The sequence below is a fragment of the Clostridium sp. ATCC BAA-442 genome (assembly GCF_964239415.1).
Classification (GTDB): domain Bacteria; phylum Bacillota; class Clostridia; order Oscillospirales; family Oscillospiraceae; genus Flavonifractor; species Flavonifractor plautii.
Genome location: NZ_CAXSQB010000044.1, coordinates 1 through 20,703 on the forward strand (window position 1 = coordinate 1; position 20,703 = coordinate 20,703).

Annotated in this window: 18 protein-coding genes; 6 read left to right on the forward strand and 12 right to left on the reverse strand. The window is 64.4% G+C overall.

Annotation, left to right across the window (positions count from 1 at the left end; translation table 11 throughout):
• The first annotated feature begins 75 nt into the window (after window positions 1-75).
• The 3 genes from ACESY8_RS15290 to ACESY8_RS15300 are packed head-to-tail and all read left to right on the forward strand — an operon-like array spanning window position 76 to window position 3,528.
• On the forward strand, window positions 76-753 hold the full coding sequence (locus ACESY8_RS15290) for a response regulator transcription factor (protein ID WP_174888206.1): 678 nt from the start codon (window positions 76-78) through the stop codon (window positions 751-753).
• 40 nt (window positions 754-793) lie between these two features.
• Complete coding sequence (locus ACESY8_RS15295) at window positions 794-2,542, forward strand: sensor histidine kinase (RefSeq protein ID WP_498794833.1); 1,749 nt, start codon at window positions 794-796, stop codon at window positions 2,540-2,542.
• 50 nt (window positions 2,543-2,592) lie between these two features.
• Window positions 2,593-3,528 (forward strand): DUF975 family protein, encoded by a 936-nt coding sequence (locus ACESY8_RS15300; RefSeq protein ID WP_054339066.1) that lies wholly within the window; start codon window positions 2,593-2,595, stop codon window positions 3,526-3,528.
• A gap of 41 nt (window positions 3,529-3,569) precedes the next feature.
• On the opposite strand, the gene ilvD is transcribed toward ACESY8_RS15300, so the two are convergent.
• The 12 genes from ilvD to pyrE form a co-directional block, all read right to left on the reverse strand.
• Window positions 3,570-5,231, reverse strand: coding sequence for a dihydroxy-acid dehydratase (ilvD, locus tag ACESY8_RS15305; RefSeq protein ID WP_009257506.1), 1,662 nt, complete (start codon window positions 5,229-5,231; stop codon window positions 3,570-3,572).
• Between the two features lie 158 nt (window positions 5,232-5,389).
• Window positions 5,390-5,791: a 3-aminobutyryl-CoA ammonia lyase gene (gene kal / locus ACESY8_RS15310; RefSeq protein ID WP_007488193.1), complete on the reverse strand. Its 402-nt coding sequence runs from the start codon at window positions 5,789-5,791 to the stop codon at window positions 5,390-5,392.
• Between the two features lie 117 nt (window positions 5,792-5,908).
• Window positions 5,909-6,475, reverse strand: a complete 567-nt coding sequence (locus tag ACESY8_RS15315; RefSeq protein ID WP_007488194.1) for an ECF transporter S component — start codon at window positions 6,473-6,475, stop codon at window positions 5,909-5,911.
• A gap of 137 nt (window positions 6,476-6,612) precedes the next feature.
• The gene (locus tag ACESY8_RS15320; protein WP_204682597.1) at window positions 6,613-8,013 is read right to left on the reverse strand and encodes a uracil-xanthine permease family protein; all 1,401 of its coding nucleotides are present in this window, start codon (window positions 8,011-8,013) and stop codon (window positions 6,613-6,615) included.
• 495 nt (window positions 8,014-8,508) lie between these two features.
• Entirely contained in the window at window positions 8,509-11,331 is a 2,823-nt protein-coding gene (uvrA, locus tag ACESY8_RS15325; protein ID WP_044942743.1) for an excinuclease ABC subunit UvrA, read from the reverse strand.
• A 27-nt stretch (window positions 11,332-11,358) separates the two neighbouring features.
• A complete protein-coding gene (locus ACESY8_RS15330; RefSeq protein WP_054339067.1) occupies window positions 11,359-11,730 on the reverse strand; it encodes a CPCC family cysteine-rich protein in 372 nt (123 codons plus the stop codon).
• An 18-nt stretch (window positions 11,731-11,748) separates the two neighbouring features.
• Window positions 11,749-11,952 (reverse strand): hypothetical protein, encoded by a 204-nt coding sequence (locus ACESY8_RS15335; RefSeq protein ID WP_054339068.1) that lies wholly within the window; start codon window positions 11,950-11,952, stop codon window positions 11,749-11,751.
• A gap of 2 nt (window positions 11,953-11,954) precedes the next feature.
• Window positions 11,955-12,965 carry an aldo/keto reductase gene (locus ACESY8_RS15340; RefSeq protein ID WP_021632770.1) on the reverse strand — a complete coding sequence of 337 codons (1,011 nt, stop codon included), beginning with the start codon at window positions 12,963-12,965 and terminating at the stop codon, window positions 11,955-11,957.
• 99 nt (window positions 12,966-13,064) lie between these two features.
• Complete coding sequence (locus ACESY8_RS15345) at window positions 13,065-13,556, reverse strand: transposase (RefSeq protein WP_021632769.1); 492 nt, start codon at window positions 13,554-13,556, stop codon at window positions 13,065-13,067.
• Window positions 13,557-13,561: 5 nt separating this feature from the next.
• Window positions 13,562-15,523: an excinuclease ABC subunit UvrB gene (uvrB, locus tag ACESY8_RS15350; RefSeq protein ID WP_434307739.1), complete on the reverse strand. Its 1,962-nt coding sequence runs from the start codon at window positions 15,521-15,523 to the stop codon at window positions 13,562-13,564.
• 292 nt (window positions 15,524-15,815) lie between these two features.
• Entirely contained in the window at window positions 15,816-16,490 is a 675-nt protein-coding gene (locus tag ACESY8_RS15355) for a JAB domain-containing protein (RefSeq protein ID WP_007491175.1), read from the reverse strand.
• Window positions 16,491-16,570: 80 nt separating this feature from the next.
• The gene (gene pyrE, locus ACESY8_RS15360) at window positions 16,571-17,242 is read right to left on the reverse strand and encodes an orotate phosphoribosyltransferase (RefSeq protein WP_054339069.1); all 672 of its coding nucleotides are present in this window, start codon (window positions 17,240-17,242) and stop codon (window positions 16,571-16,573) included.
• A 168-nt stretch (window positions 17,243-17,410) separates the two neighbouring features.
• Here pyrE and ACESY8_RS15365 point away from each other — a divergent pair, with 168 nt between their 5' ends.
• The 3 genes from ACESY8_RS15365 (at window position 17,411) to recD2 (ending at window position 20,653) form a co-directional block, all read left to right on the forward strand.
• Window positions 17,411-17,902: a COG2426 family protein gene (locus tag ACESY8_RS15365; RefSeq protein WP_024725047.1), complete on the forward strand. Its 492-nt coding sequence runs from the start codon at window positions 17,411-17,413 to the stop codon at window positions 17,900-17,902.
• Between the two features lie 48 nt (window positions 17,903-17,950).
• Window positions 17,951-18,289, forward strand: a complete 339-nt coding sequence (locus ACESY8_RS15370) for a hypothetical protein (protein WP_498794834.1) — start codon at window positions 17,951-17,953, stop codon at window positions 18,287-18,289.
• A gap of 153 nt (window positions 18,290-18,442) precedes the next feature.
• Window positions 18,443-20,653 carry an SF1B family DNA helicase RecD2 gene (gene recD2 / locus ACESY8_RS15375; protein WP_434307737.1) on the forward strand — a complete coding sequence of 737 codons (2,211 nt, stop codon included), beginning with the start codon at window positions 18,443-18,445 and terminating at the stop codon, window positions 20,651-20,653.
• The last annotated feature ends 50 nt before the right edge of the window (window positions 20,654-20,703 follow it).

The following is a 20,703-nucleotide window of genomic DNA, read 5'->3' on the forward strand; positions in this document are numbered from 1 at the left end:
AGCAAAGCTCCGGGGCCTTCGGCATCCGTTCGGCACATCTGTGTGCTATACTGTCATGGAAAGGGGGGGACGGCCGTGGAGGCGCATATTCTGGTGGCGGAGGACGAGGAGCGTCTGCGCACCATCATCCGGGACTACTTTACCGCCCACGGGCTGACCTGTGCGCTGGCAAAGGACGGAGAGGAGGCCCTGGAGCGGCTGCGGGAGCGGGACTATGACGCGGTGCTGCTGGACGTGCTCATGCCCAACCTGGACGGATTTGCAGTTTGCCGGGCGGTGCGGGAGGGCAGCGGCGTGCCCATTCTGTTTCTCACTGCCCTGGGGGGAGAGAAGGATGTGCTCCGGGGGTATGCCCTGGGGGCGGACGACTATGTGACCAAGCCCTTCTCCCTGGCGGTGCTGCTGGCCAAAACCGAGGCGCTTATCCGCCGCAGCCGGGGAGGGGGCGCGGAGACACTCGCCTGCGGGGCGATCACCCTGGAGCCGGGCCGCCGGGCCTGCACGGTGGGCGGCCGTCTGGTGGCCCTCCCGCCCAGAGAGTACGAGCTGCTGCTCTGCCTGATGCGCAACAAGGGCCAGGTGCTCCGCCGGGAGCAGCTTCTGGACAAGGTGTGGGGCATCGACTTCGAGGGGGGAGACCGGGCGGTGGACGGCCGGATCAAGGTCCTCCGCGCCGCCCTCGGCCCGGCGGGAAAACAGATCAGGACGGTGTTCAAGGTAGGCTACAAGCTGGAGGAGGGAGCGCATGGATAGGAGGAGAACTGGACCTCTTCGACGGTGGATAGCGATTCCCTTGGCCGCTACATTTGTCCTGCTGTGGCTGGGCACTATGGCCCTGCTCACCCAGTGGAGGTGCCAGCGGCTGGAGGATGACGTGTATACAGCCTACCGCAACGCACGGGACGAGCTGGACGAGCAGTTGGAATACTATCAGAACAATCTGAACAACGGCCTGGGGGCGGAGGCAGCGGCGATCCTGCGGAACAACCTGAGCTCCGCTGCCTTGTACTTGAGCTACCTGGACGGTGGCATAGCTCTGGTGGTGCGGGATGGGGCGGGAGCGGTGATCCGCTCCCAACTGGCCTGGGGCTACGGCCACGAGAACGGCGTGGACGTGGGGGAGCGGTGGTATTTGGAGCTGGACAGCGGCTTGGACGACACCGGGCAGGCCGCCCTGGCGGAGTGGATGATGGCCCACCGGAAAGGTGCAGGCTACTCCCTCTATCCTCCGGACAGCGCCGCCGGTGGGGATGGCACCTATGCCCGCCTCACCGGCTGGGTGGAGGAGGGGAACACCCTGCGGGTGAAGCGCATCGAGCTGATCCACCCCGACGGCTCCACGGAGCTGGTGGTGGAGACCCAGCTGGAGGGGGAGCCCACCGACACCGTGGTGCTGCGCCACCTGGAGCTGCGCAGCGCTCTAATGCCCTCTTGGTCTTGGAGTAACAGTACAGGAGGTGAGAACGGCCCTACCGACATGTCCCGGAGGCTGGCCAACATCCGGGAGGCCCAGGCTATTCTTGACCGGGAATTGGCGGGAGAAGACCGGACTGTTCTCCGGGACGGCGGCTTCGCGGGCGGCGGATACAGCGCCGAGACCGGGGAGCTGTACTATGTGGCCGTCCAGTGCGGCGTGCTCATTCCAGCCCTGCGGGAGAATCTTCCCCTCTATGCCAGCACCCTGTTCCTGATGGTGCTGGTACTGCTGGGACTGACCCGGTACTTGTCCCGGCGGGTGACGGAGCCGGTGGAGGAACTCTCCGCCCGAGCAAAGGCGGGAGAGCCATGCCCGGAGGACGGCCCTATCCGGGAACTGAACACACTGGCCACCGCGGTCAACGCCGGCCGGGGGCGGCTGGAGGAGCAGCTCAGCCGGGAACGGGCCTTCACCCGGGCGGCGGCCCATGAGCTGAAGACCCCCCTTGCGGTGCTCCGCACCCACGCGGAGGCGCTGAGGGAGGACATTGCCCCGGCCCGGCGGGGGGAATACCTGGACGTGGTGCTGGACGAGAGCGACCGCATGGCCGCTCTGGTGGGCAGCTTGCTGGAGCTCTCCCGCATGGAGGAGGGCGGGGCGCTGCACCGGGAGGTGCTGGCGATGGACGCCCTGGTGCGGGCGGTCTTTGACCGGCTGGCCCTCCCACTGGAGCGAAAGGGGCTCCACCTGAAGCTGAATCTGGAGCCTAGACAGGTATTCGGCGACCGGGCACGGCTGGAGAGCGCGGTGGAAAACCTGGCCTCCAATGCCCTGCGGTATACGCCGGAGGGGGGCGCGGTGTCGGTGCGGCTGGAACGGGCAGGCGGCTGGCTCCGCTTGGCGGTGGACAACGACGGCCCCAGTCTCACCACCCAGGAGCTGACCCACCTGTTTGAGCCATTCTACCGGGGGGATGCGGCCCGCAGCCGCGCTACTGGGGGTACGGGGCTGGGGCTGGCCATTGTCAGGACGGCGGCGGCAGCCCACGGGGGGACCTGCTGGGCGGAGAACCGGGCGGGAGGCGTGCGGATCTGGATGGAGCTGCCGGCCTTGCAATCAGTCTAGCGGTATGATATGATATCTTCACAAATAAAATGAGAATGTGAGGGATCGCGATGGGCTTCAACCGACCCGAGGCAAAACGGCTGGCCAAGGCAGCCATGCGGAATACCGACCCCAACCCCATGCTGGTGACCCTGGTCTTTGTCCTGTTGACCACCGGAGTGAGCTATCTGGTGGGACTTGTGCTGACAAACCCGATCTATGATGCGCTCTATACGGCATATCTGTACCTGCTTGACGGGGCCTACGACCCGATGTTCATCTTCAAGAGTCTGCTGTCGCCCGGTATGGTGGCAGTGTATATGCTGGTTTCGCTGCTGCTCAATGTATACTTCTGGGTGATGAACTTCGGCTATGCATCCTACGCCCTGCGGATGGCGCGGGGGGAGCAGCCGGGCTACCGGCGGCTGTTTGACGGCTTTGCAGCCCTGGGCCGGGCTATTCTGGTCAGTCTGCTGACCTCCATTTTCCTCAGCCTGTGGGGCCTGCTGTTCATGGTGCCCTATATGGTGGTGATGATCCTTGCCGCCCTGCTGGGGAGCATGGGGCTGATGATGCTGGCCATCCTTCTGCTCATCGGCGGTATGGTGATGATGGTCATTTTCAGTTACCGCTACCGCCTGGCCACCTATTTTCTGCTGGATCACCCCGAGATGGGCGCATTGGAATCCATCACTCAGAGCAAGCAGGCGATGAAGGGGTGGAAGGGGGAGCTGTTCATTTTAGACTGGTCCTTTTTCGGCTGGCTCCTCCTGGTGGCGTTGGTGGAGCTGGTGGGGATCGGCCTGGGCACGCTGTTCAGCCCCGCTCTGGGCACATTGCTGGGTACGGTGGCTGCGGGGGCGTTCAGCCTGTGGCTCAACCCCTACATGAACGGCACGGAGGCCAACTTCTACGACTGGGTGACCCATGGCTCCCTCTCCTACCGGGAGAACAACGGCCCAGGCGGCTACCAGAGCCCCTACGGCAACAACACTCCGGAACTATAATCAAAAGCTCCCTCGGGGTTTGACCCCGAGGGAGCTTTTGGTTATTCCAGAACGGCGCCCCGGGCGGCGGAGGTGACCAGTTTTGCATACCGGGCCAGATAGCCGGTCTTGATCTTGGGTTCGGGACAGATCCACTTGGCACGCCGGGCGGCCAGGGTGGCCTCGTCCACCTGGAGCTCGATTTTGCAGGCGGGGATGTCGATGGAAATGATGTCCCCCTCCTCCACCAGGCCGATGGGGCCGCCCTGGGCGGCCTCGGGGCAGACGTGGCCGATGGAGGCCCCGCGGGTGGCGCCGGAGAAGCGGCCGTCGGTGATGAGGGCCACCGACTCGCCTAGCCCCATGCCGCAGATGGCGGAGGTGGGGTTGAGCATCTCACGCATACCCGGGCCGCCCTTGGGGCCCTCGTAGCGGATCACCACCACGTCGCCGGGGACGATCTTCCCGGCGTAGATGGCCTCGATGGCCTCCTCCTCGGAGTTGAAGACCCGGGCGGGGCCGGTGTGGAGCATCATCTCAGGGGCCACGGCGGAGCGCTTCACCACGCAGCCCTCGGGGGCCAGGTTGCCCTTGAGCACGGCGATGCCGCCGTCGGCGGAGTAGGGGTTCTCGATGGGGCGGATCAGCTCAGGGTTGCGGTTGACCACGCCCTCCAGGTTCTCGGCCAGGGTCTTTCCGGTGCAGGTGAGCACGCTGGTGTCCAGCAGGCCCTTCTTCGTCAGCTCCTTCATGACGGCGTACACGCCGCCCGCGCCCTCCAGATCCTCCATATAGGTATCCCCGGCGGGGGCAAGATGGCACAGGTTGGGGGTTTTGGAGGAGATCTCGTTGGACAGATCCAGATCCAGCTCGATGCCGCACTCGTGGGCGATGGCGGGCAGGTGGAGCATGGTGTTTGTGGAGCAGCCCAGGGCCATGTCCACCGTCTCGGCGTTGTGGAAGGCGGCGGGGGTCATGATGTCCCGGGGGCGGATGTTTTTTGCCACCAGCTCCATGATCTGCATACCGGCATGCTTGGCCAGGCGCAGCCGGGCCGACCACACGGCAGGGATGGTGCCGTTGCCCCGCAGGCCCATACCGATGGCCTCGGTGAGACAGTTCATGGAGTTGGCGGTATACATGCCGGAGCAAGAGCCGCAGGTGGGGCAGGCGTTGTTTTCATAGTCCTCCACGCCCGCCTCGTCCAGCTTGCCCGCCTTATAGGCCCCGACCGCCTCAAACATGTGGGACAGGCAGGAGCGGCGTCCGTCCTCCAGCCGCCCGGCCAGCATCGGGCCGCCGGAGCAGAAGATGGTGGGGACGTTCACCCGGGCGGCGGCCATGAGCAAGCCGGGCACGTTCTTGTCGCAGTTGGGGATCATCACCAGCCCGTCGAACTGGTGGGCGATGGCCATGGCCTCGGTGGAGTCGGCAATGAGATCCCGGGTGACCAGGGAGTACTTCATGCCGATGTGGCCCATGGCGATGCCGTCGCACACGGCGATGGCGGGGAACTCCACCGGCGTGCCGCCGGCGGCGCGGACGCCCGCCTTGACGGCCTCGGCGATCTTGTCCAGGTTCATGTGGCCGGGGACGATCTCGTTGTAGGAGCACACCACGCCGATGAGGGGGCGCTCCAGCTCCTCCTTGGTGTAGCCCAGGGCGTAGAACAGGGAGCGGTTGGGGGCGCGCTCCACGCCCTTCGTCACGTTGTCGCTGCGCATAAGTAAAATCTCCTTCGCAATTTTACGCGGTAAAGTATAGTGGTATTATAGCACAAGGGCCGGGCGGTGACAACGCGGAATTTGAGCGGCCCCCTGCTACAAAAGAGCAGCCCCGTCCGCAGGGCGGACAGGGCTGCTTTTTGGATGTATGGAAGGACTTAGTGAGGGATGCGCTGGCACTTCTTGGGGGTCACGCAGGTACCCTCGGCCACGGCCACCACGATGGGCTCAGCCAGGAAATCGGCGGCGGAGTCGCTGATGTCAGGGCGGGGCACGGCCACCTTGCGGGCCTCAAACTTCATCTTGCGGGAGGTGTTGCCGATGTGGGTGATCTCACCGTAGGCCTCGATGAAGTCGCCGGCGTAGACCGGGGCCTTAAACTCAATGTTGTTGTAGGCACAGAACAGGCCCTCGTCGCCGTCACACTGGATCAGCAACTCGGTGGCCACATCGCCGAACAGGTGCACCATATGCGCGCCGTCCACCAGGTTGCCGCCATAGTGTGCGTCCTTCGCGGACATGCGCAGACGGATCAGCGAGGTATACTTCTTCTCTTCCATGTCAATTCCACTCCTAAATGTATTTTGTGAAAGAAGACGAAAAATGGAACCGGAATTCCCTACCTATTGTACGTCCGATCGAGGAGCTTGTCAACAGCGGGTTTCCCGAATGGAGGCTCACTCCAGGCGGAGATGGGCCCGCCGCAGGGCCGCCCGGATGGCCAGACACAGGGGCGGTGCGGCGGCGATGGCCGCCGCCGCGTTGAAGAGGGAGGCGGGGATTTTCAGGGGGAGCAGCAGGGCCGCTGCGGCAAAGGGCAGGCCGCCCACCAGCATGTTGTCATAGAACAGGGACTTGGAGAAGTAGAGCAGGTAATAGGTCAGGCAGCCAACCAGTGAGGAGGCCAGACAGCGGCGGTAGGAGGCCGTCTCTCGCTGTTCCGGAGTGCGGAACACCAGCCCAGCCGCCAAGCCCATCGCGCCCTTGGTGAGAAAGGTGAGCCAGCACTCTGGGGCAAAGATAGGGTTGGTCAGGTCGTAGAGGGCGGAGCCCAGGCCGGAAGCCAGGCCGCCCAAGGGCCCCAGGAGCATACCAGACAGTACGCAGGCAATGTTGGCCAGGGTGAAGGAGGTCTCCCCGGTGGGCAGGGGGATGATGATGCGGGGAAAATTGACGGCGAAGACCACGGCGGTCATCATGGCCAGCACAGCCAGCCGATGGGGGTTCATGGCGTTCTTTTTCATGGCGAACACTTCCAATCCTCTTGGTGTGTCCCCATTATAGCGGGAAACTGACATTGTTTCAAACATCAGATTTGAAAAAAAGAATAAGATCAGAGGGGGCGAAAAAGGGGGGGCCCCCCCCCCCCCCCCCCTCGTGATCAATAGCGGCCGAAGTCGCCGGAACGGCCCTCGGTGACATCGGAGCCGAACTCGTAGTCCTTGCCCGGCAGGATAGCGTTGAGGGCGATACCCGCGATGGCGGCGATGGCCAGATTAGTCAGGGTCACATGGGCCCCGCCCACCGGAAAGGTAATTCCGCCGGAGAAGCCCAAGCCGCACACCAGGATGACAGCGGCGATGATCAGGTTGCGGGAGTTGGTGAAGTCCACCCGATTTTCCACCACGTTGCGCACGCCGATGGCGGAGATCATGCCGTACAGGATGAAGGACACGCCGCCGATGATGGCGGTGGGGATGGAGTTGACCAGGGCGGCGAAGGCAGGGGAGAAGGAAAGCACCACCGCGTACACCGCGGCCAGGCGCACCACCTTGGGATCGTATACACGGGAGAGGACCAGCACGCCGGTGTTCTCACCGTAAGTGGTGTTGGCCGGGCCGCCGAACAGGCCGGCCAGGGAGGTGGCGATGCCGTCCCCGATGAGGGTGCGGTGGAGACCGGGGCGCTCCAGGAAGTTCTCGCCCACGGTTGCGGAGATGGCGGACATGTCGCCGATGTGCTCCATCATGGCAGCCACGGCAATGGGGGCCATGACCAGAATGGAGGTCACATCAAACCTGGCGATCGAGCCGGTGAAGTCGGTGAAGAAGGGTTGCAGGCCGATAGGAGCGGCAGCCGTCACGGCGGAAAAGTCCATCAGGGGGATCACCGAGCCGGAGGCGTCCACTGCTGTGGCCCCCAGGGCATTGGCGGCCACAGCCACCAGATAGGGGATCACCACGCCCAGAAGGATGGGGATGATCTTAACCATATCCTTCCCCCAGATGTTGGCTGCGACGATGACCGCGATGGACAGGAGGGCCAGCCACCAGCAGGAGGAGGCGTTGCTTACCGCGTTAGGGGCCAGGTTGAGGCCGATGAGGATGATGATGGGCCCGGTGACCACAGGAGGCAGGAAGCGCATGACCTTCTTTACGCCGACCAGTTTGATGACGGCGGCCAGAATCACATAGAGCAGGCCGGCCACTACAATGCCGCCGCAGGCGTACTGGAGCTTGACGGAGGGCTCCATTGTGGCATAGGCGCCGGAATCCAGGGCGGCCACGGCGGAGAAGCCGCCCAGATAGGCGAAAGAGGAGCCCAAAAAGGCGGGTACCTTCAGGCGGGTGCAAATATGGAAGAAGAGGGTGCCGATGCCGGCGAAAAACAGAGTGGTCTGGATGGACAGGGGCAGGCCGTAGCCCTGGACCAGAATGGGGACCAGGACGGTGGCGCCGAACATGGCGAACAGGTGCTGGAGGCCCAGCACCAGCATCTTGGGCAGGCCAAGCGTCCGGGCGTCATAGATGGGCTCGCTTCCGGGGGTGGATTTGTGACTCATACGTGTCTCCTCTCTCGTTTGGGCATTGGGCAGAAAAAAAGCAATTGCTTTTTCAACGAAAAAGCAATTGCTTTAGAGAAATGGAATGGAGATACCCAGGTGAAGCCAAAGAAACATCCGGTACTCCATGTTCCATTCCTCCTGCCGCCGCCAAATTTCACTCTATGATATCAGAAATCCGGTCGCTTGGCAAGAAAAAGTTTTTCCTCCGCCCGGCCGGGTGGAGGAAAAACCGGGCGAGTACGTCCCCGGTACGGCGGGGGCGTTTCTTACAGCATCCGCTTGAGGTACCGGCCGGTATAGGAGGCTTCGCAGGCGGCCACCTCCTCTGGAGTACCCGTCACGACGATGTTGCCGCCGCCGTCGCCAATCCCCACGCGGCAGGCCGCGCGGGGGCCCCGGATTGATTTTATCTGCTCGGGCGGAGTGAATCCGCCCGGCATCAAGGTTTTGCCAGAGGCAAAACGCTTGGTGGGCAGCGCCGGCGGCCGCTTTTTACAGCATCCGCTTGAGATACTGCCCGGTGTAGGAGGCGGCACACTGTGCCACCTCCTCGGGGGTGCCGGTGACGACGATATTGCCGCCGCCGTCGCCGCCCTCGGGGCCGAGGTCGATGATGTGGTCGGCGGTCTTGATCACATCCAGGTTGTGCTCGATGACCACCACCGTGTTGCCCACGTCCACCAGCTTCTGGAGCACCTCAATGAGCTTGTGCACGTCGGCGGTGTGCAGGCCGGTGGTGGGCTCGTCCAGGATATAGATGGTCTTGCCGGTGGAGCGCTTGGCCAGCTCGGTGGCCAGCTTGACCCGCTGGGCCTCGCCGCCGGACAGGGTGGTGGAGGGCTGCCCCAGCTTGACGTAGCTCAGGCCCACCTCGTAGAGGGTTTGGAGCTTGTTGTACAGCCGGGGGAGGTTCTCAAAGAAGGGGAGGGCCTCCTCCACCGTCATCTCCAGCACCTCATAGATGTTCTTGCCCTTGTAGCGCACCTCCAGGGTCTCCCGGTTGTACCGCTTGCCCTTGCACACCTCGCAGGGCACGTAGATGTCGGGGAGGAAGTGCATCTCAATTTTCAGCAGGCCGTCGCCCTGGCAGGCCTCGCAGCGCCCGCCCCGGACATTGAAGGAGAAGCGGCCCGGGCCGTAGCCCCTGGCCTTGGCGTCGGAGGTGGAGGCGAACAGATCACGGATGTCGTTGAACAGGCCGGTATAGGTGGCCGGGTTGGAGCGGGGGGTGCGGCCGATGGGGGACTGGTCAATGTCGATGACTTTATCCAGGAACTCCTCCCCCTCGATGCCCGCGTGCTTTCCAGGCCGGGTCTTGGCCCGGTTCAGGTCGGCGGCCAGCCGCTTGAACAGGATCTCGTTGACCAGGGAGGACTTGCCGGAACCGGACACGCCGGTGACGCAGGTGAAGGTGCCCAGGGGGATGGACACGTCCACGCCCCGCAGGTTGTTCTCCGCCGCGCCCCGGATGGTGAGGAAGTTCCCGCTGCCCTTGCGGCGCTCGGTGGGGACGGGGATCCTTTTGCGGCCGGACAGGTAGTCGCCGGTGATGGAGCCGGGGGTGTTCATGACCTCTTCGGCGGTGCCGGCGGCCACCACCTCTCCGCCGTGAACGCCGGCGCCGGGGCCGATGTCCACGATATAGTCGGCCGCCCGCATGGTGTCCTCGTCGTGCTCTACCACCAGCAGGGTGTTGCCCAGGTCGCGCAGGTGCTTCATGGTGTCCAGCAGCATGTCGTTGTCCCGCTGGTGCAGACCGATGGACGGCTCATCCAGAATATAGAGCACCCCCATGAGGGAGGAGCCGATCTGGGTGGCCAGGCGGATGCGCTGGCTCTCGCCGCCGGACAGGGTGGCGGCGGCCCGGCTCAGAGTGAGGTACTGGAGCCCCACACTCTGGAGGAAGCCAAGACGGTTCTTGATCTCCTTGAGGATGCGGTCGGCGATGAGGTGCTTCTGGGGGGTGAGCTCCAGGCCGTCCACGAAGGCCAGGGCGTCGTTCACCGACTTGCGGCAGAAGGCGTCGATGCTGATACCCCCCACCGTGACGGCCAGGGCCTCCTTCCGCAGGCGCTTGCCGCCGCAGTCGGGGCAGGGCCGCTCAGCCATGCACTCCTCCAGATCCCGGCGCATGGCGTCGCTCTGGGTCTCCCGGTAGCGGCGCTCCAGGTTGTTGACCACGCCCTCGAAGGCCTGCATCAGGGTGCCCTTGCCGTTCTCCCGGTCATAGGTCAGCTTGAGCTTCTCCCCCTTGGTGCCGTAGAGGATCACGTCCATGACCTCCTCCGGCAGTTCCTCCACCGGGGTGGTGAGTTTGAAGCCGTATTTCTTGGAGAGGGCCTCAAAGTACATGCGGGAGATGGAGTCACCCTTGATGTTGTTCCAGCCGGAGGCGGTGATGGCGCCCTCCAGGATGGAGAGCTTCCTGTTGGGGATGATGAGGTCGGGATCCACCTTGAGCTGGGCGCCCAGGCCGGTGCAGGTGGGACAGGCGCCGTAGGGGTTGTTGAAGGAGAACATGCGGGGGGAGAGCTCCTCGATGGAGATGCCGCAGTCTTCGCAGGCGTAGTTCTGGGAAAAGAGGATGTCCCGGTCTTCGTCCACAATGTTGATGACCACCAGGCCGCCGGCCAGGGCGGCGGCGGTCTCCACGCTGTCGGTGAGGCGGCGGTGAATGTCCTCCTTGATGACCAGCCGGTCCACCACAATCTCGATGTTGTGCTTCTTGTTCTTGTCCAGGGGGATCTCCTCGGTGAGATCGTAGAGCGAGCCGTCGGCCCGGCAGCGGACATAGCCCGACTTGCGGGCGTCCTCCAGCAGCTTCTGGTGGGTGCCCTTCTTGCCCCGCACCACCGGGGCCATGATCTGGATGCGGGTGGCCTCGGGCAGGGCCATCACCTGGTCGATGATCTGGTCGATGGTCTGCTGCTGGATCTCCTTGCCGCACTTGGGGCAGTGGGGGGTGCCCACCCGCGCCCACAGCAGGCGGAGGTAGTCGTAGATCTCCGTCACCGTGCCCACGGTGGAGCGGGGGTTCTTGGAGGTGGTCTTCTGGTCGATGGAGATGGCGGGGGACAGGCCGTCGATGTAGTCCACGTCCGGCTTCTCCATCTGGCCCAGGAACATGCGGGCGTAGGAGGAGAGGGACTCCACATAGCGGCGCTGGCCCTCGGCGTAGATGGTGTCAAAGGCCAGGGAGGACTTGCCCGAGCCGGACAGGCCGGTGAGCACCACCAGCTTGTCCCGGGGAATGTCCACGTCGATGTTTTTCAGGTTGTTCTCCCGCGCGCCTTTGACGAAAATATGGTCGAGCATACGTGTGGTTCTCCTTTGTTCAGGGGTTTACAGGGGCTGTTCGCCGGGCCGGGGCGGCCGGGCATGGCGGACGAGATCCTCCCGCACGGCCCCCCATTTCCGGTAGTTTTCCCGGCCCTGCCGCAGGGTCATTCCCCGGTTTTCATCGCTGGGGGCGTCCTCGTCCGGGGCGAACACGTCGTTCTCCCAGAAGCACACCGGGCAGATGTAGGCAATGGCCTTCTCTTTGGGGACAGGAAAGGTGAGGCACCCGCAGCAGGGGCAGGGGTAGCTCCCTGCCGGCCCCTCCGGCTCCGGCTCAAGCGGCTCCGGAGTGCAGGACGGGCCGTCGGACGGGGAGGGCACAGAGCAGGCGTTGGTGGCCTGGGGCAGATAGAAGAATTTTTCTGTTTTGTCCATAGAACGGCATCCTCCGGGTCAGGGGGCGAACACGGGACGAAATACATACGCCCACAGGGCCCACAGCAGAAGGGCGGAGCCCAGCCCCCCGGCGGATACGCGCACCCACCTGGGCGGTCTGGGACAGACGGCCAGGGCGATAAGGGCGAAGGCCGCAAGCCCCAGCAGAAAAGGGGCGTACATGACCAGCAATGTGTCCCAGCCCATATCCCACCGGCCCATGTTCAGTACCCGAACACCTTGGCCACGCCCTCCAGCATGTCGCGGATGGGCAGGCCGTAGGGGCAGCGCTTCTCGCAGGCGCCGCACATGACGCAGGAGCCGGCGTGGTAGGGCATAGCCTTGTAACGCTGCTCGGCCCAGCCGGCCAGGCCGTACTTGCGGGCGTAGTTGGCCATCAGAAAGTTGGAGGGGATGTCAATGCCGTTGGGGCAGGGGGCGCAGTAGCCGCACCGGCGGCAGAACTGGGTGCCCAGCTCCTTCCGCACGGCGTCGCACCGGGCCAGCTCTTCCGCCGTCAGGGGGGCGGCAAGGTCCACAGAGGCGTTGCGGTCCACTTCCTCAGGGGAGCCCATGCCGGGAATCATAATGTCGATGACCCCGGAGGCGGCGATGTACCGCAGGGCCAGCTCCCAGTCGTCCAGGTTGCCGCCGGCCAGGGGCTTCATGGCGATGGTGCCGATGCCCTTCTCCCGGGCCAGGGCCAGCACGTCCCGCCCCTGATCCTCCACAATATTATAGGGGAACATAACGGTTTCAATGCGGTCGGCGTAGTCCTCCACCAAAATTTTAAGCGCATCAGCGCTGTGGGCGGTGACGCCGATGTGGCCGATCTTCCCGGCCTCCCTGGCCGCCGTCAGGGCCTCGTAGGCGCCGCCGGGGCCGAATACCTTCTCAATGTCCTTCTCCGGCAGGTTGTGGAGCTGATACAGGTCGATGTAGCCGGTGCGCAGGTTGCGCAGGCTGGTCTCCACGTCGGCGGCCATGGAGGCGGCGTCCCGGCTCATGCTCTTGGTTGCCAGGATAAACTTGTCCCGGCGGCCCTCCAGGGCGGCGCCCAGATACTCCTCGGAGACGGTATAGCCCCGGGCGGTGTCGATGTAGTTGATGCCGTACTCCTCCAGCTTATCTACCACAGCCTTGGTGTTGGCCCCGTCGGCCCGCTGGATGGGGATACCGCCAAAGGAGACTACAGCGGCCTTCAGGCCGGTCTTGCCCAGTGTCACATAGTTCATAATCCATACCTCTTATTCCATGCCCGGCTCACGCCGGACGTATTTGGGAAGTCTTTCCGCCGCCGGACGGGGGAACAGGCCGCCGGCCGGCCGGTCAAGTCATACATAATAGCAGTCCTCGCGCCATTTCCGGGGATTGGCATCAATGTAGTTCCAGATGCGCCGGTAGTCCGCCTCGCCGCGGATGACGTGGTCGTGAAAGGATTTCTGCCAGAGGGGAATGCCCGCCCGCCTGGCGGCGGCCCGTTTCATAGAGCCGATCACGGTGGAGAGCGGCTTTGTAGGGGCGGATATTATCCGCCCGTCCGGCTCCGCAAGCGCCAGAATCAGGTGAATATGATTGGGCATGACGACGAATTTATCCAGCGCAACATTGGGGTAGTGCGCCGGGATGGCGCGGATGGCCTCATCTACCACGCGGCCAATGGAGGAAAGCGGAACGCCCTGCGGCGGGCGGATGATATCCGCCCCTACGGACGGCTGCCAGAAAAGCGGCTGTTTGTCTTTTGTGCAGAGGGTGATGAAATAATAGCCCGCCTGGCTGTAATCATAGTTTGGCAGCCGGTTCGGCTTCCGCCTGGGCAGCGCCATGCCCCTCACCCATGTCCCCGCAGCTCGATGATGCGGTCGCGGAGGACGGCGGCGTACTCGAATTCCAGACGCTTGGACGCCTCCCGCATCTCCTTCTCCAGCTTGGCGATGGCAGTCTCCCGCTCCTTTTTGGAGAGGGCCTTCTGAGAGTGGGGCAGCTCGCCCTTGTCGCCGGACAGGTCGATCACGTCGCGGACGGACTTGATGACCGTCTTGGGCACGATGCCGTGCTCCCGGTTGAAGGCGTCCTGCTTGGCCCGGCGGCGCTCGGTCTCGTCGATGGCCCGGCGCATGGAGGGGGTGATGGAGTCGGCGTACATGACCACCAGGCCGTCGGCGTTGCGGGCGGCCCGGCCGATGGTCTGGATAAGGGAGGTCTCCGACCGGAGGAAGCCCTCCTTGTCGGCGTCCAGGATGGCCACCAGGGACACCTCCGGCAGATCCAGGCCCTCGCGGAGCAGGTTGATGCCCACCAGCACGTCGAAGGTGCCCAGGCGCAGGTCGCGGATGATCTCCATGCGCTCGATGGTGTCGATGTCGTGGTGCATGTAGCGCACCTTGATGCCGGCGTTGGTCAGATAGGCGGTGAGATCCTCCGCCATCTTCTTGGTGAGGGTGGTGACCAGCACCCGCTCCGAGCGGGCGGTGCGGGTGTTGATCTCGCCGATGAGGTCGTCGATCTGCCCCTCCACGGGCCGCACCTCGATTTTGGGGTCCAGGAGGCCGGTGGGGCGGATCACCTGCTCCACGATCTGGCCCGACCGCTCCCGTTCATAGTCGCCGGGGGTGGCGGAGACGTACACCACCTGGTTGAGCCGCTTCTGAAATTCGTCAAACTTCAGCGGCCGGTTGTCGAAGGCGCAGGGCAGGCGGAAGCCGTAGTCCACCAGAGAGGTCTTGCGGGCCTTGTCGCCGTTGTACATGGCCCGCACCTGGGGAAGGGTGACGTGGCTCTCGTCGATGAAAAGGACGAAATCCTTGGGGAAGTAGTCCAGCAGGGTGTGGGGGGGCGAGCCGGGGGCGCGGCCCTCAATGACCCGGCTGTAGTTCTCAATGCCGGTGCAGTAACCCAGCTCCTGCATCATCTCTACGTCGTACATGGTACGCTGCTTGATGCGCTGGGCCTCAATAAGCTGGTTGTTGGCCTGGAAGAAGGCTACCCGCTCCTCCAGCTCCTTGTAAATCTCCTGGACGGCGGCGTCCATCTTCTCCTTGGGGGTGACATAGTGGGTGGCGGGCCAGATGGGGATGGTCTCCAGCCGCCGGATGACCGCACCGGTGACCACGTTGATCTCGCTGATACGGTCGATCTCGTCGCCGAAGAACTCCACCCGGATGGCGGAGTCCTTCCAGTAGGCGGGGAAGATCTCCACCGTGTCCCCCCGCACCCGGAACATGTTGCGCTCAAAAGCGATATCGTTGCGCTCATAGCGGATGGACACCAGCTTTTTCAGCAGCTCCTCCCGCTCCATCTGGGTTCCCACCCGCAGGGAGACCATCATCTTGGCGAAGTCCTCCGGCTCGCCCAGGCCGTAGATGCAGGATACCGAGGACACCACGATCACGTCCCGCCGCTCCATCAGGGAGGCGGTGGCCGCCAGCCGCAGCCGGTCGATCTCCTCGTTCACCGCCGAGTCCTTCTCAATGAAGGTGTCGGTGTGGGGAATATAGGCCTCGGGCTGGTAGTAGTCGTAGTAGGACACAAAATACTCTACCGCGTTGTTGGGGAAAAATTCCTTAAACTCGGCGCAGAGCTGGGCAGCCAGGGTCTTGTTGTGGGCCAGCACCAGGGTGGGCCGCTGCACCGCCTCGATGACCTTGGCCATAGTGAAGGTCTTGCCCGAACCGGTGACGCCAAGAAGGGTCTGCTCATCCAGACCGTTCTCAATGCCCGCCGCCAGGGCGGCGATGGCCTCCGGCTGGTCGCCGGCGGGCTGATATTCGCTGACAACTTGAAATTTCGACATAGCGCTGTCTCACCTCACAGGTCGGGAAATCGGAACGGCGGCCAGCCGCGCGCAGAAGCGCGCCGCCGCCCTACGGCGTCCAAGCGTTTTGCGAAGCAAAACCTTGTCCAGACGGAATTCAGTTCCGTCTGGAGGGATAGAAAAACAGGGCTCCCGGCGGATTCATCCGCCGGGATACGCCGGCGGGCTGATATTCGCTGGCTACTTGGAATTTGGGCATACCGTCACCTCACAGGGTAATTATAGCAAAACAAATGTTCGATTTCAACCGAGAATTTTAGAACCTGCCTTTTTACGGCTGGTAAAAGCCGCTGTCCCGGAGAGACACCATGTCGTCGTCCACAAAGATCAGGTGGTCTACCAGCTCAACGCCAAGTTTGGCCAGAAAAGGGGCCAGGCTGCGGGTGGTGGCGATGTCATCCTCCGAGGGAAAGGCGATGCCGGAGACGTGGTTGTGGGCCAGCACCACAGCAGCGGCGTTGAGGGCGAGGGCGGCCTCGGTGATGAGACGGGTGGTAATAGCCACGGCGTTGACGTTCCCCTCACCCAGCCGTCGGATGCCCAGCACCTTGTGCTTGCCGTCCATGCACAGCAGGCAGAGCAGCTCGTTCCGGGCCCCGAAGAAATAGGGCCGCAGGAGCTGGTAGTAGTCCCGGCTGTTCCGGGCGATGTCGTCTACCCGGGTGCGGGCAGTGAGGTAGCGACCGGACAGCTCTTTCACTGTCTTGAGCAGCACCGCCCCATGCTTCCCCATGCCCTTGACCTTGCACAGCTCCTCCGGCGGGGCGTCCAACACCCCGGCCAGGGAGCCGAAACGGTCGATCAGTTCGTGGGCCAGGGGATTGGTGTCGCTGCGGGGATTGGCGTAGAAGAACAGCAGCTCCAGCAGCTTGTGGTCCGGGAAGGAGTCCGGCCGGGCCAGAAATTCGGTTTTCAGACGCTGGCGGTGTCCGTCGTGGGGGCCCATGGCTGAAGATCTCCTTTCCTGTGGATTCAAGCAGGCGGATGAGGGCATCCGCCTCCCTCCTGTCCTCGGAGCCACGTCTCTTACCGGGCGCCGTACTGCTCCAGATAGGCCGCCATCCTGCCCTTCATCTCGTCGTCAATATACACCCTGCCGTCGAGCTCCCGGTTGTGGAGAAAGGCGATGATCTCCCGGACGGTGACGATGGGGTAGACGGCGATGCCGTAGTCCTCCCGCAGCTCGTCCAGGGTGGAGCAGGCCCGGGTGCCCCGCTCCATCCGGTCCACGGAGACGATAAGGGCGCGCATCTTTACGTCGGCCACATGCTGGAACAGCTCGATGGACTCCCGTACGGCGGTGCCGGCGGTGACCACGTCCTCTACGATCACCACCCGGTCGCCGTCCTGGGGCTTGCAGCCCACCATGACGCCGCCCTCGCCGTGGTCCTTGGCCTCCTTGCGGTTGAAGCAGTAGGGGAGATCCCGCCCATAATTGCGGTACAGGGAGGCGGCGGCGGAGACGGCCAGGGGGATGCCCTTGTAGGCGGGGCCGAAGAGGCAGTCCACCCCGTCGGGGAGGTTCTGCTGGATGCAGGCGGCGTAGTAGTCGCCCAGCTTGGCGGCCTGGGCGCCGGTCTTGTAGTTGCCGGTATTGATGAAGTAGGGAGTCCTGCGGCCGGACTTGGTGGTAAAGTCTCCGAAGGTGAGTACGCCGGCGCGCACCATAAAGGTGATGAATTCTTCCTGATAGGTCATGTTCCCAAACCTCGCTTCTCCAAAAATAGTCGAATTATTATACCACTATTCAGGGGCGCGGACAAGGCCGTGTCTGCGGAAAGAAATTTGGAATTTCACTCTTTTTTAATGTTATTTTACCCGGGCGTATGGTACAATACCAAAGACTTCACAGATGAGGTGTTGCAGTTGGAACTCTTTGAATGGATGACCTCCACCACCTGGGGCGAGAGCCTGCTTACCCTGCTGGTGTCCATGGTGCCGGTGATCGAGCTGCGGGGCGGAGTCCCCTTCGGCACCGCCTTGGGGCTGGCCCCCCTCCACGCACTGGTGGTATGCATCATCGGCAATATGCTCCCCATCCCCTTTATTATCGTATATATCCGCCGGATCTTTCACTGGATGCGCCGCAGATCCCCCAGGCTCAACGCTCTGGTGGACAAGCTGGAGAAGAAGGCCCACCTGAAGGGGCAAAAGGTAACGAAGTACAAATACATCGGCCTGTGGCTCTTTGTGGCCATCCCCCTGCCCGGCACGGGGGCGTGGACGGGGGCGCTGATCGCGGCCCTGCTGGATATGCCCCTGCGCAAGTCCATTCCCTCCATCTTCCTGGGGGTGGTCACCGCGGGGCTGATTATGACCTTTGTCACGGGGGGCGTGGTGGCGATTTTCGCCTCCTGAGCGCCTTTTTCTCAGCTCCGGCATAGAATGGCCCGGAGGTGAGCGAAAATGAACGCGATTTGGCAAGTGCTCCTGGCCCTGCTGGCGGCGGTGGGCCTGCTGGCCCTGGGCTGGCTGACCTTCGGCCGCCTGCTGACCCCGGTGGGGGGCGGCGGGGGCGGTCCGGTGTACGCGGTGGTGCCCGCGTCTGGGGACGGGGCCCACCTGGAACAGGACGTGAAGGGTCTGCTCTGGCTGCGGGGCGGCGAGCTGGCCCGCTTCACCATCGTCATCGCCGACGGCGGGCTGGACGGTACGGGGCGGGCGGGGGCCGCGGCCCTGCTGGCCCGCGGCCAGGGGATCGTCCTCTGCCCGGCGGAGCGGCTGGGGGAGTACATCAAGGCATGAAAAGGGTCCGCCGGCCGGCGGACTTTTTTCTGCGCGCAGGGGCCGGGCGGCGCATTTCCGGCGCGGCAAAGCGGACGAAACTGCGTTTGCCGGTCGACAAATCGGGGCACAGATGATATGATATCCCGTGAGAAAAGGGAGGGAGCAGCATCCATGCAGGAGGCGGAACTGACTTACATCGAGGGCACCGTGGATGCCGTCATCTATCAGAACCGGGAGAACGGCTACACGGTGCTCCGCCTGGACGCGGGGGAGGGGCGGGGGCTCACCGTTGTGGGGTGCCTGCCCGGCGTGGCGCCGGGTGAGAGCATCTCAGTCCAGGGGACATGGATGCACCACGCCTCCTACGGGGAGCAGTTCAAGGCCGAGGCGGTGGAGCGGCGGATGCCCGCAGGCACCAAGGCCATCTTTGACTACCTGGCCTCCGGCGCGGTGCGGGGCATCGGCGCCGCCACCGCCCGGCGGATGGTGGAGGAGTTCGGGGAGGAGGCCCTGACGGTGCTGGAGGAGCACCCTGAGCGGCTCACTCAGATCAAGGGCATCACCCGCAAGCGGGCCCTGGCCATGGGGGAGCACTTCCGGCAGCAGATGGGCATGCGCCGCCTGCTGGAGTTTCTGGGGGAGCATGAGGTGCCCCTCCAGTTGGCCATGCCCCTCTACCGCAAGTACGGCGACCGGGCCCTGGAGATCATCCGGGGCAACCCCTATCTGCTGGTGGACCGGGAGCTGGGGGTGGACTTTTCCAACGCCGACGCGCTGGCCCTGTCTATGGGCATGGAGGGGGACGACCCCCAGCGGCTGGAGGCGGGGCTGCTCTTCGAGCTGACCCACAACCTGGACAACGGCCACACCTTTCTCCCCCGGCGCAAGCTGCTGCCCGCCACGGCCCAGCTCATCGGTGTGGGGGAGGAGGCCCTGGAGGAGGCGCTGGAGGCCCTGCTGGAGCGGGGCGAGGTGGTGGAGGAGCCGGTGGCCGGGGAGCAGGCCGTCTACCTCCATGATCTGTGCGAGGCGGAGCAGTATGTGGCCTTCCGGCTGTGGGAGCTGGCGGCGGGGGAGATCGTGGCCCCCCATGGGCTGGAGGAACTCATCGACCGCATCCAGGCCGAGCAGGGCATCACCTATGCCCCACAGCAGCGCCAGGCAGTGGAGCTGGCCGCCACCAGCCAGGTGATGCTCCTCACCGGCGGACCGGGCACCGGCAAGACCACCTCCCTGCGTGGAGTGCTGGCCCTGTTCGATGCCCTGGGGCTGGAGACCGCCCTGGCCGCCCCCACGGGGCGGGCCGCCAAGCGGCTGGGGGAGCTGTGCGGCGCGGAGGGGACCACGATCCACCGCCTTCTGGAGACCCAGTACGACCCCCACTCCGGCCGGCTGGTGTTTGCCCACGATGAAAGCGACCTGCTGAAGGCCGACGCGGTGATCGTGGACGAGACCTCCATGGTGGATATCACCCTCATGCACGGCCTGCTGTCCGCCCTGCGGCCGGAGTGCCGGCTGATCCTGGTGGGCGACCCCGACCAGCTGCCCAGCGTGGGGCCGGGCAACCTGTTCTCCGACCTTATCCGCAGCGGGGTGATCCCCATGGTGCGCCTGACCGAGATCTTCCGGCAGGCCGCCGAGAGCGCCATCGTCCGCAGCGCCCACGGGGTCAACCGGGGGGAGCTGCCCGACCTGCGGGACAACAAGCACGACTTCTTCTTCCTCCGCCGCAAGGAGCCGGCCCGGGCGGCGGAGACCATCGTGGAGCTGGTGAAGACCCGGCTGCCCAACAACATGGGCATCCCGCCGGAGCAGATCCAGGTGCTCTCCCCCACCCGCAAGCGGACGGCGGGCACCGCGTCGCTGAACCGGGCCATCCAGGAGGCGGTGAACCCGCCCGGCCCCGACCGGCCGGAGCGCCGCTTCGGCGAGTACATATTCCGCCGGGGCGACCGGGTGATGCAGGTGCGCAACAACTACGATGTGGTCTGGAAGGACGGCCTCACCTCCGGCATGGGGGTGTTCAACGGGGATATCGGCCAGGTGGTGGAGGTGGACAACCGGGCCGAGCTCCTCACGGTGGACTTTGACGGCCGCCGGGTTGAATATACCCCTGATATGCTGGGGGAGCTGGAGCCCGCCTACGCCATTACGGTGCACAAGGCCCAGGGCAGCGAGTACCGGGCGGTGATCCTGGCGGTGTGCGAGGGGGCGCCCATGCTCCTGACCCGGGGGGTGCTCTACACCGCCATCACCCGGGCCAGGGAGCTCCTGATCCTGGTGGGGGACGAGGACGTGGTGGCCCACATGACCGCCAACGACCGCCAGCAGCGGCGCTACTCCGGCCTGCGCTGGCGTCTGGCCCAGCTGGCCAACGGGTGAGGCTCCACCCACCCCGTTTGGGCTGCGAAAAAGAAGAACTTAATATGCAC

What these genes read in the sequence shown, in the direction of transcription:
- ACESY8_RS15300 (WP_054339066.1), top strand. Translation starts at nt 2,593, where the DNA reads ATGGGCTTCAACCGACCCGAGGCAAAACGGCTGGCCAAGGCAGCCATG.
- ilvD (WP_009257506.1), bottom strand. Translation starts at nt 5,231, where the DNA reads ATGCGCAGCGACAACGTGACGAAGGGCGTGGAGCGCGCCCCCAACCGC.
- kal (WP_007488193.1), bottom strand. Translation starts at nt 5,791, where the DNA reads ATGGAAGAGAAGAAGTATACCTCGCTGATCCGTCTGCGCATGTCCGCG.
- ACESY8_RS15315 (WP_007488194.1), bottom strand. Translation starts at nt 6,475, where the DNA reads ATGAAAAAGAACGCCATGAACCCCCATCGGCTGGCTGTGCTGGCCATG.
- ACESY8_RS15320 (WP_204682597.1), bottom strand. Translation starts at nt 8,013, where the DNA reads ATGAGTCACAAATCCACCCCCGGAAGCGAGCCCATCTATGACGCCCGG.
- uvrA (WP_044942743.1), bottom strand. Translation starts at nt 11,331, where the DNA reads ATGCTCGACCATATTTTCGTCAAAGGCGCGCGGGAGAACAACCTGAAA.
- ACESY8_RS15330 (WP_054339067.1), bottom strand. Translation starts at nt 11,730, where the DNA reads ATGGACAAAACAGAAAAATTCTTCTATCTGCCCCAGGCCACCAACGCC.
- ACESY8_RS15335 (WP_054339068.1), bottom strand. Translation starts at nt 11,952, where the DNA reads ATGGGCCGGTGGGATATGGGCTGGGACACATTGCTGGTCATGTACGCC.
- ACESY8_RS15340 (WP_021632770.1), bottom strand. Translation starts at nt 12,965, where the DNA reads ATGAACTATGTGACACTGGGCAAGACCGGCCTGAAGGCCGCTGTAGTC.
- ACESY8_RS15345 (WP_021632769.1), bottom strand. Translation starts at nt 13,556, where the DNA reads ATGGCGCTGCCCAGGCGGAAGCCGAACCGGCTGCCAAACTATGATTAC.
- uvrB (WP_434307739.1), bottom strand. Translation starts at nt 15,523, where the DNA reads ATGTCGAAATTTCAAGTTGTCAGCGAATATCAGCCCGCCGGCGACCAG.
- ACESY8_RS15355 (WP_007491175.1), bottom strand. Translation starts at nt 16,490, where the DNA reads ATGGGCCCCCACGACGGACACCGCCAGCGTCTGAAAACCGAATTTCTG.
- pyrE (WP_054339069.1), bottom strand. Translation starts at nt 17,242, where the DNA reads ATGACCTATCAGGAAGAATTCATCACCTTTATGGTGCGCGCCGGCGTA.
- ACESY8_RS15370 (WP_498794834.1), top strand. Translation starts at nt 17,951, where the DNA reads ATGAACGCGATTTGGCAAGTGCTCCTGGCCCTGCTGGCGGCGGTGGGC.
- recD2 (WP_434307737.1), top strand. Translation starts at nt 18,443, where the DNA reads ATGCAGGAGGCGGAACTGACTTACATCGAGGGCACCGTGGATGCCGTC.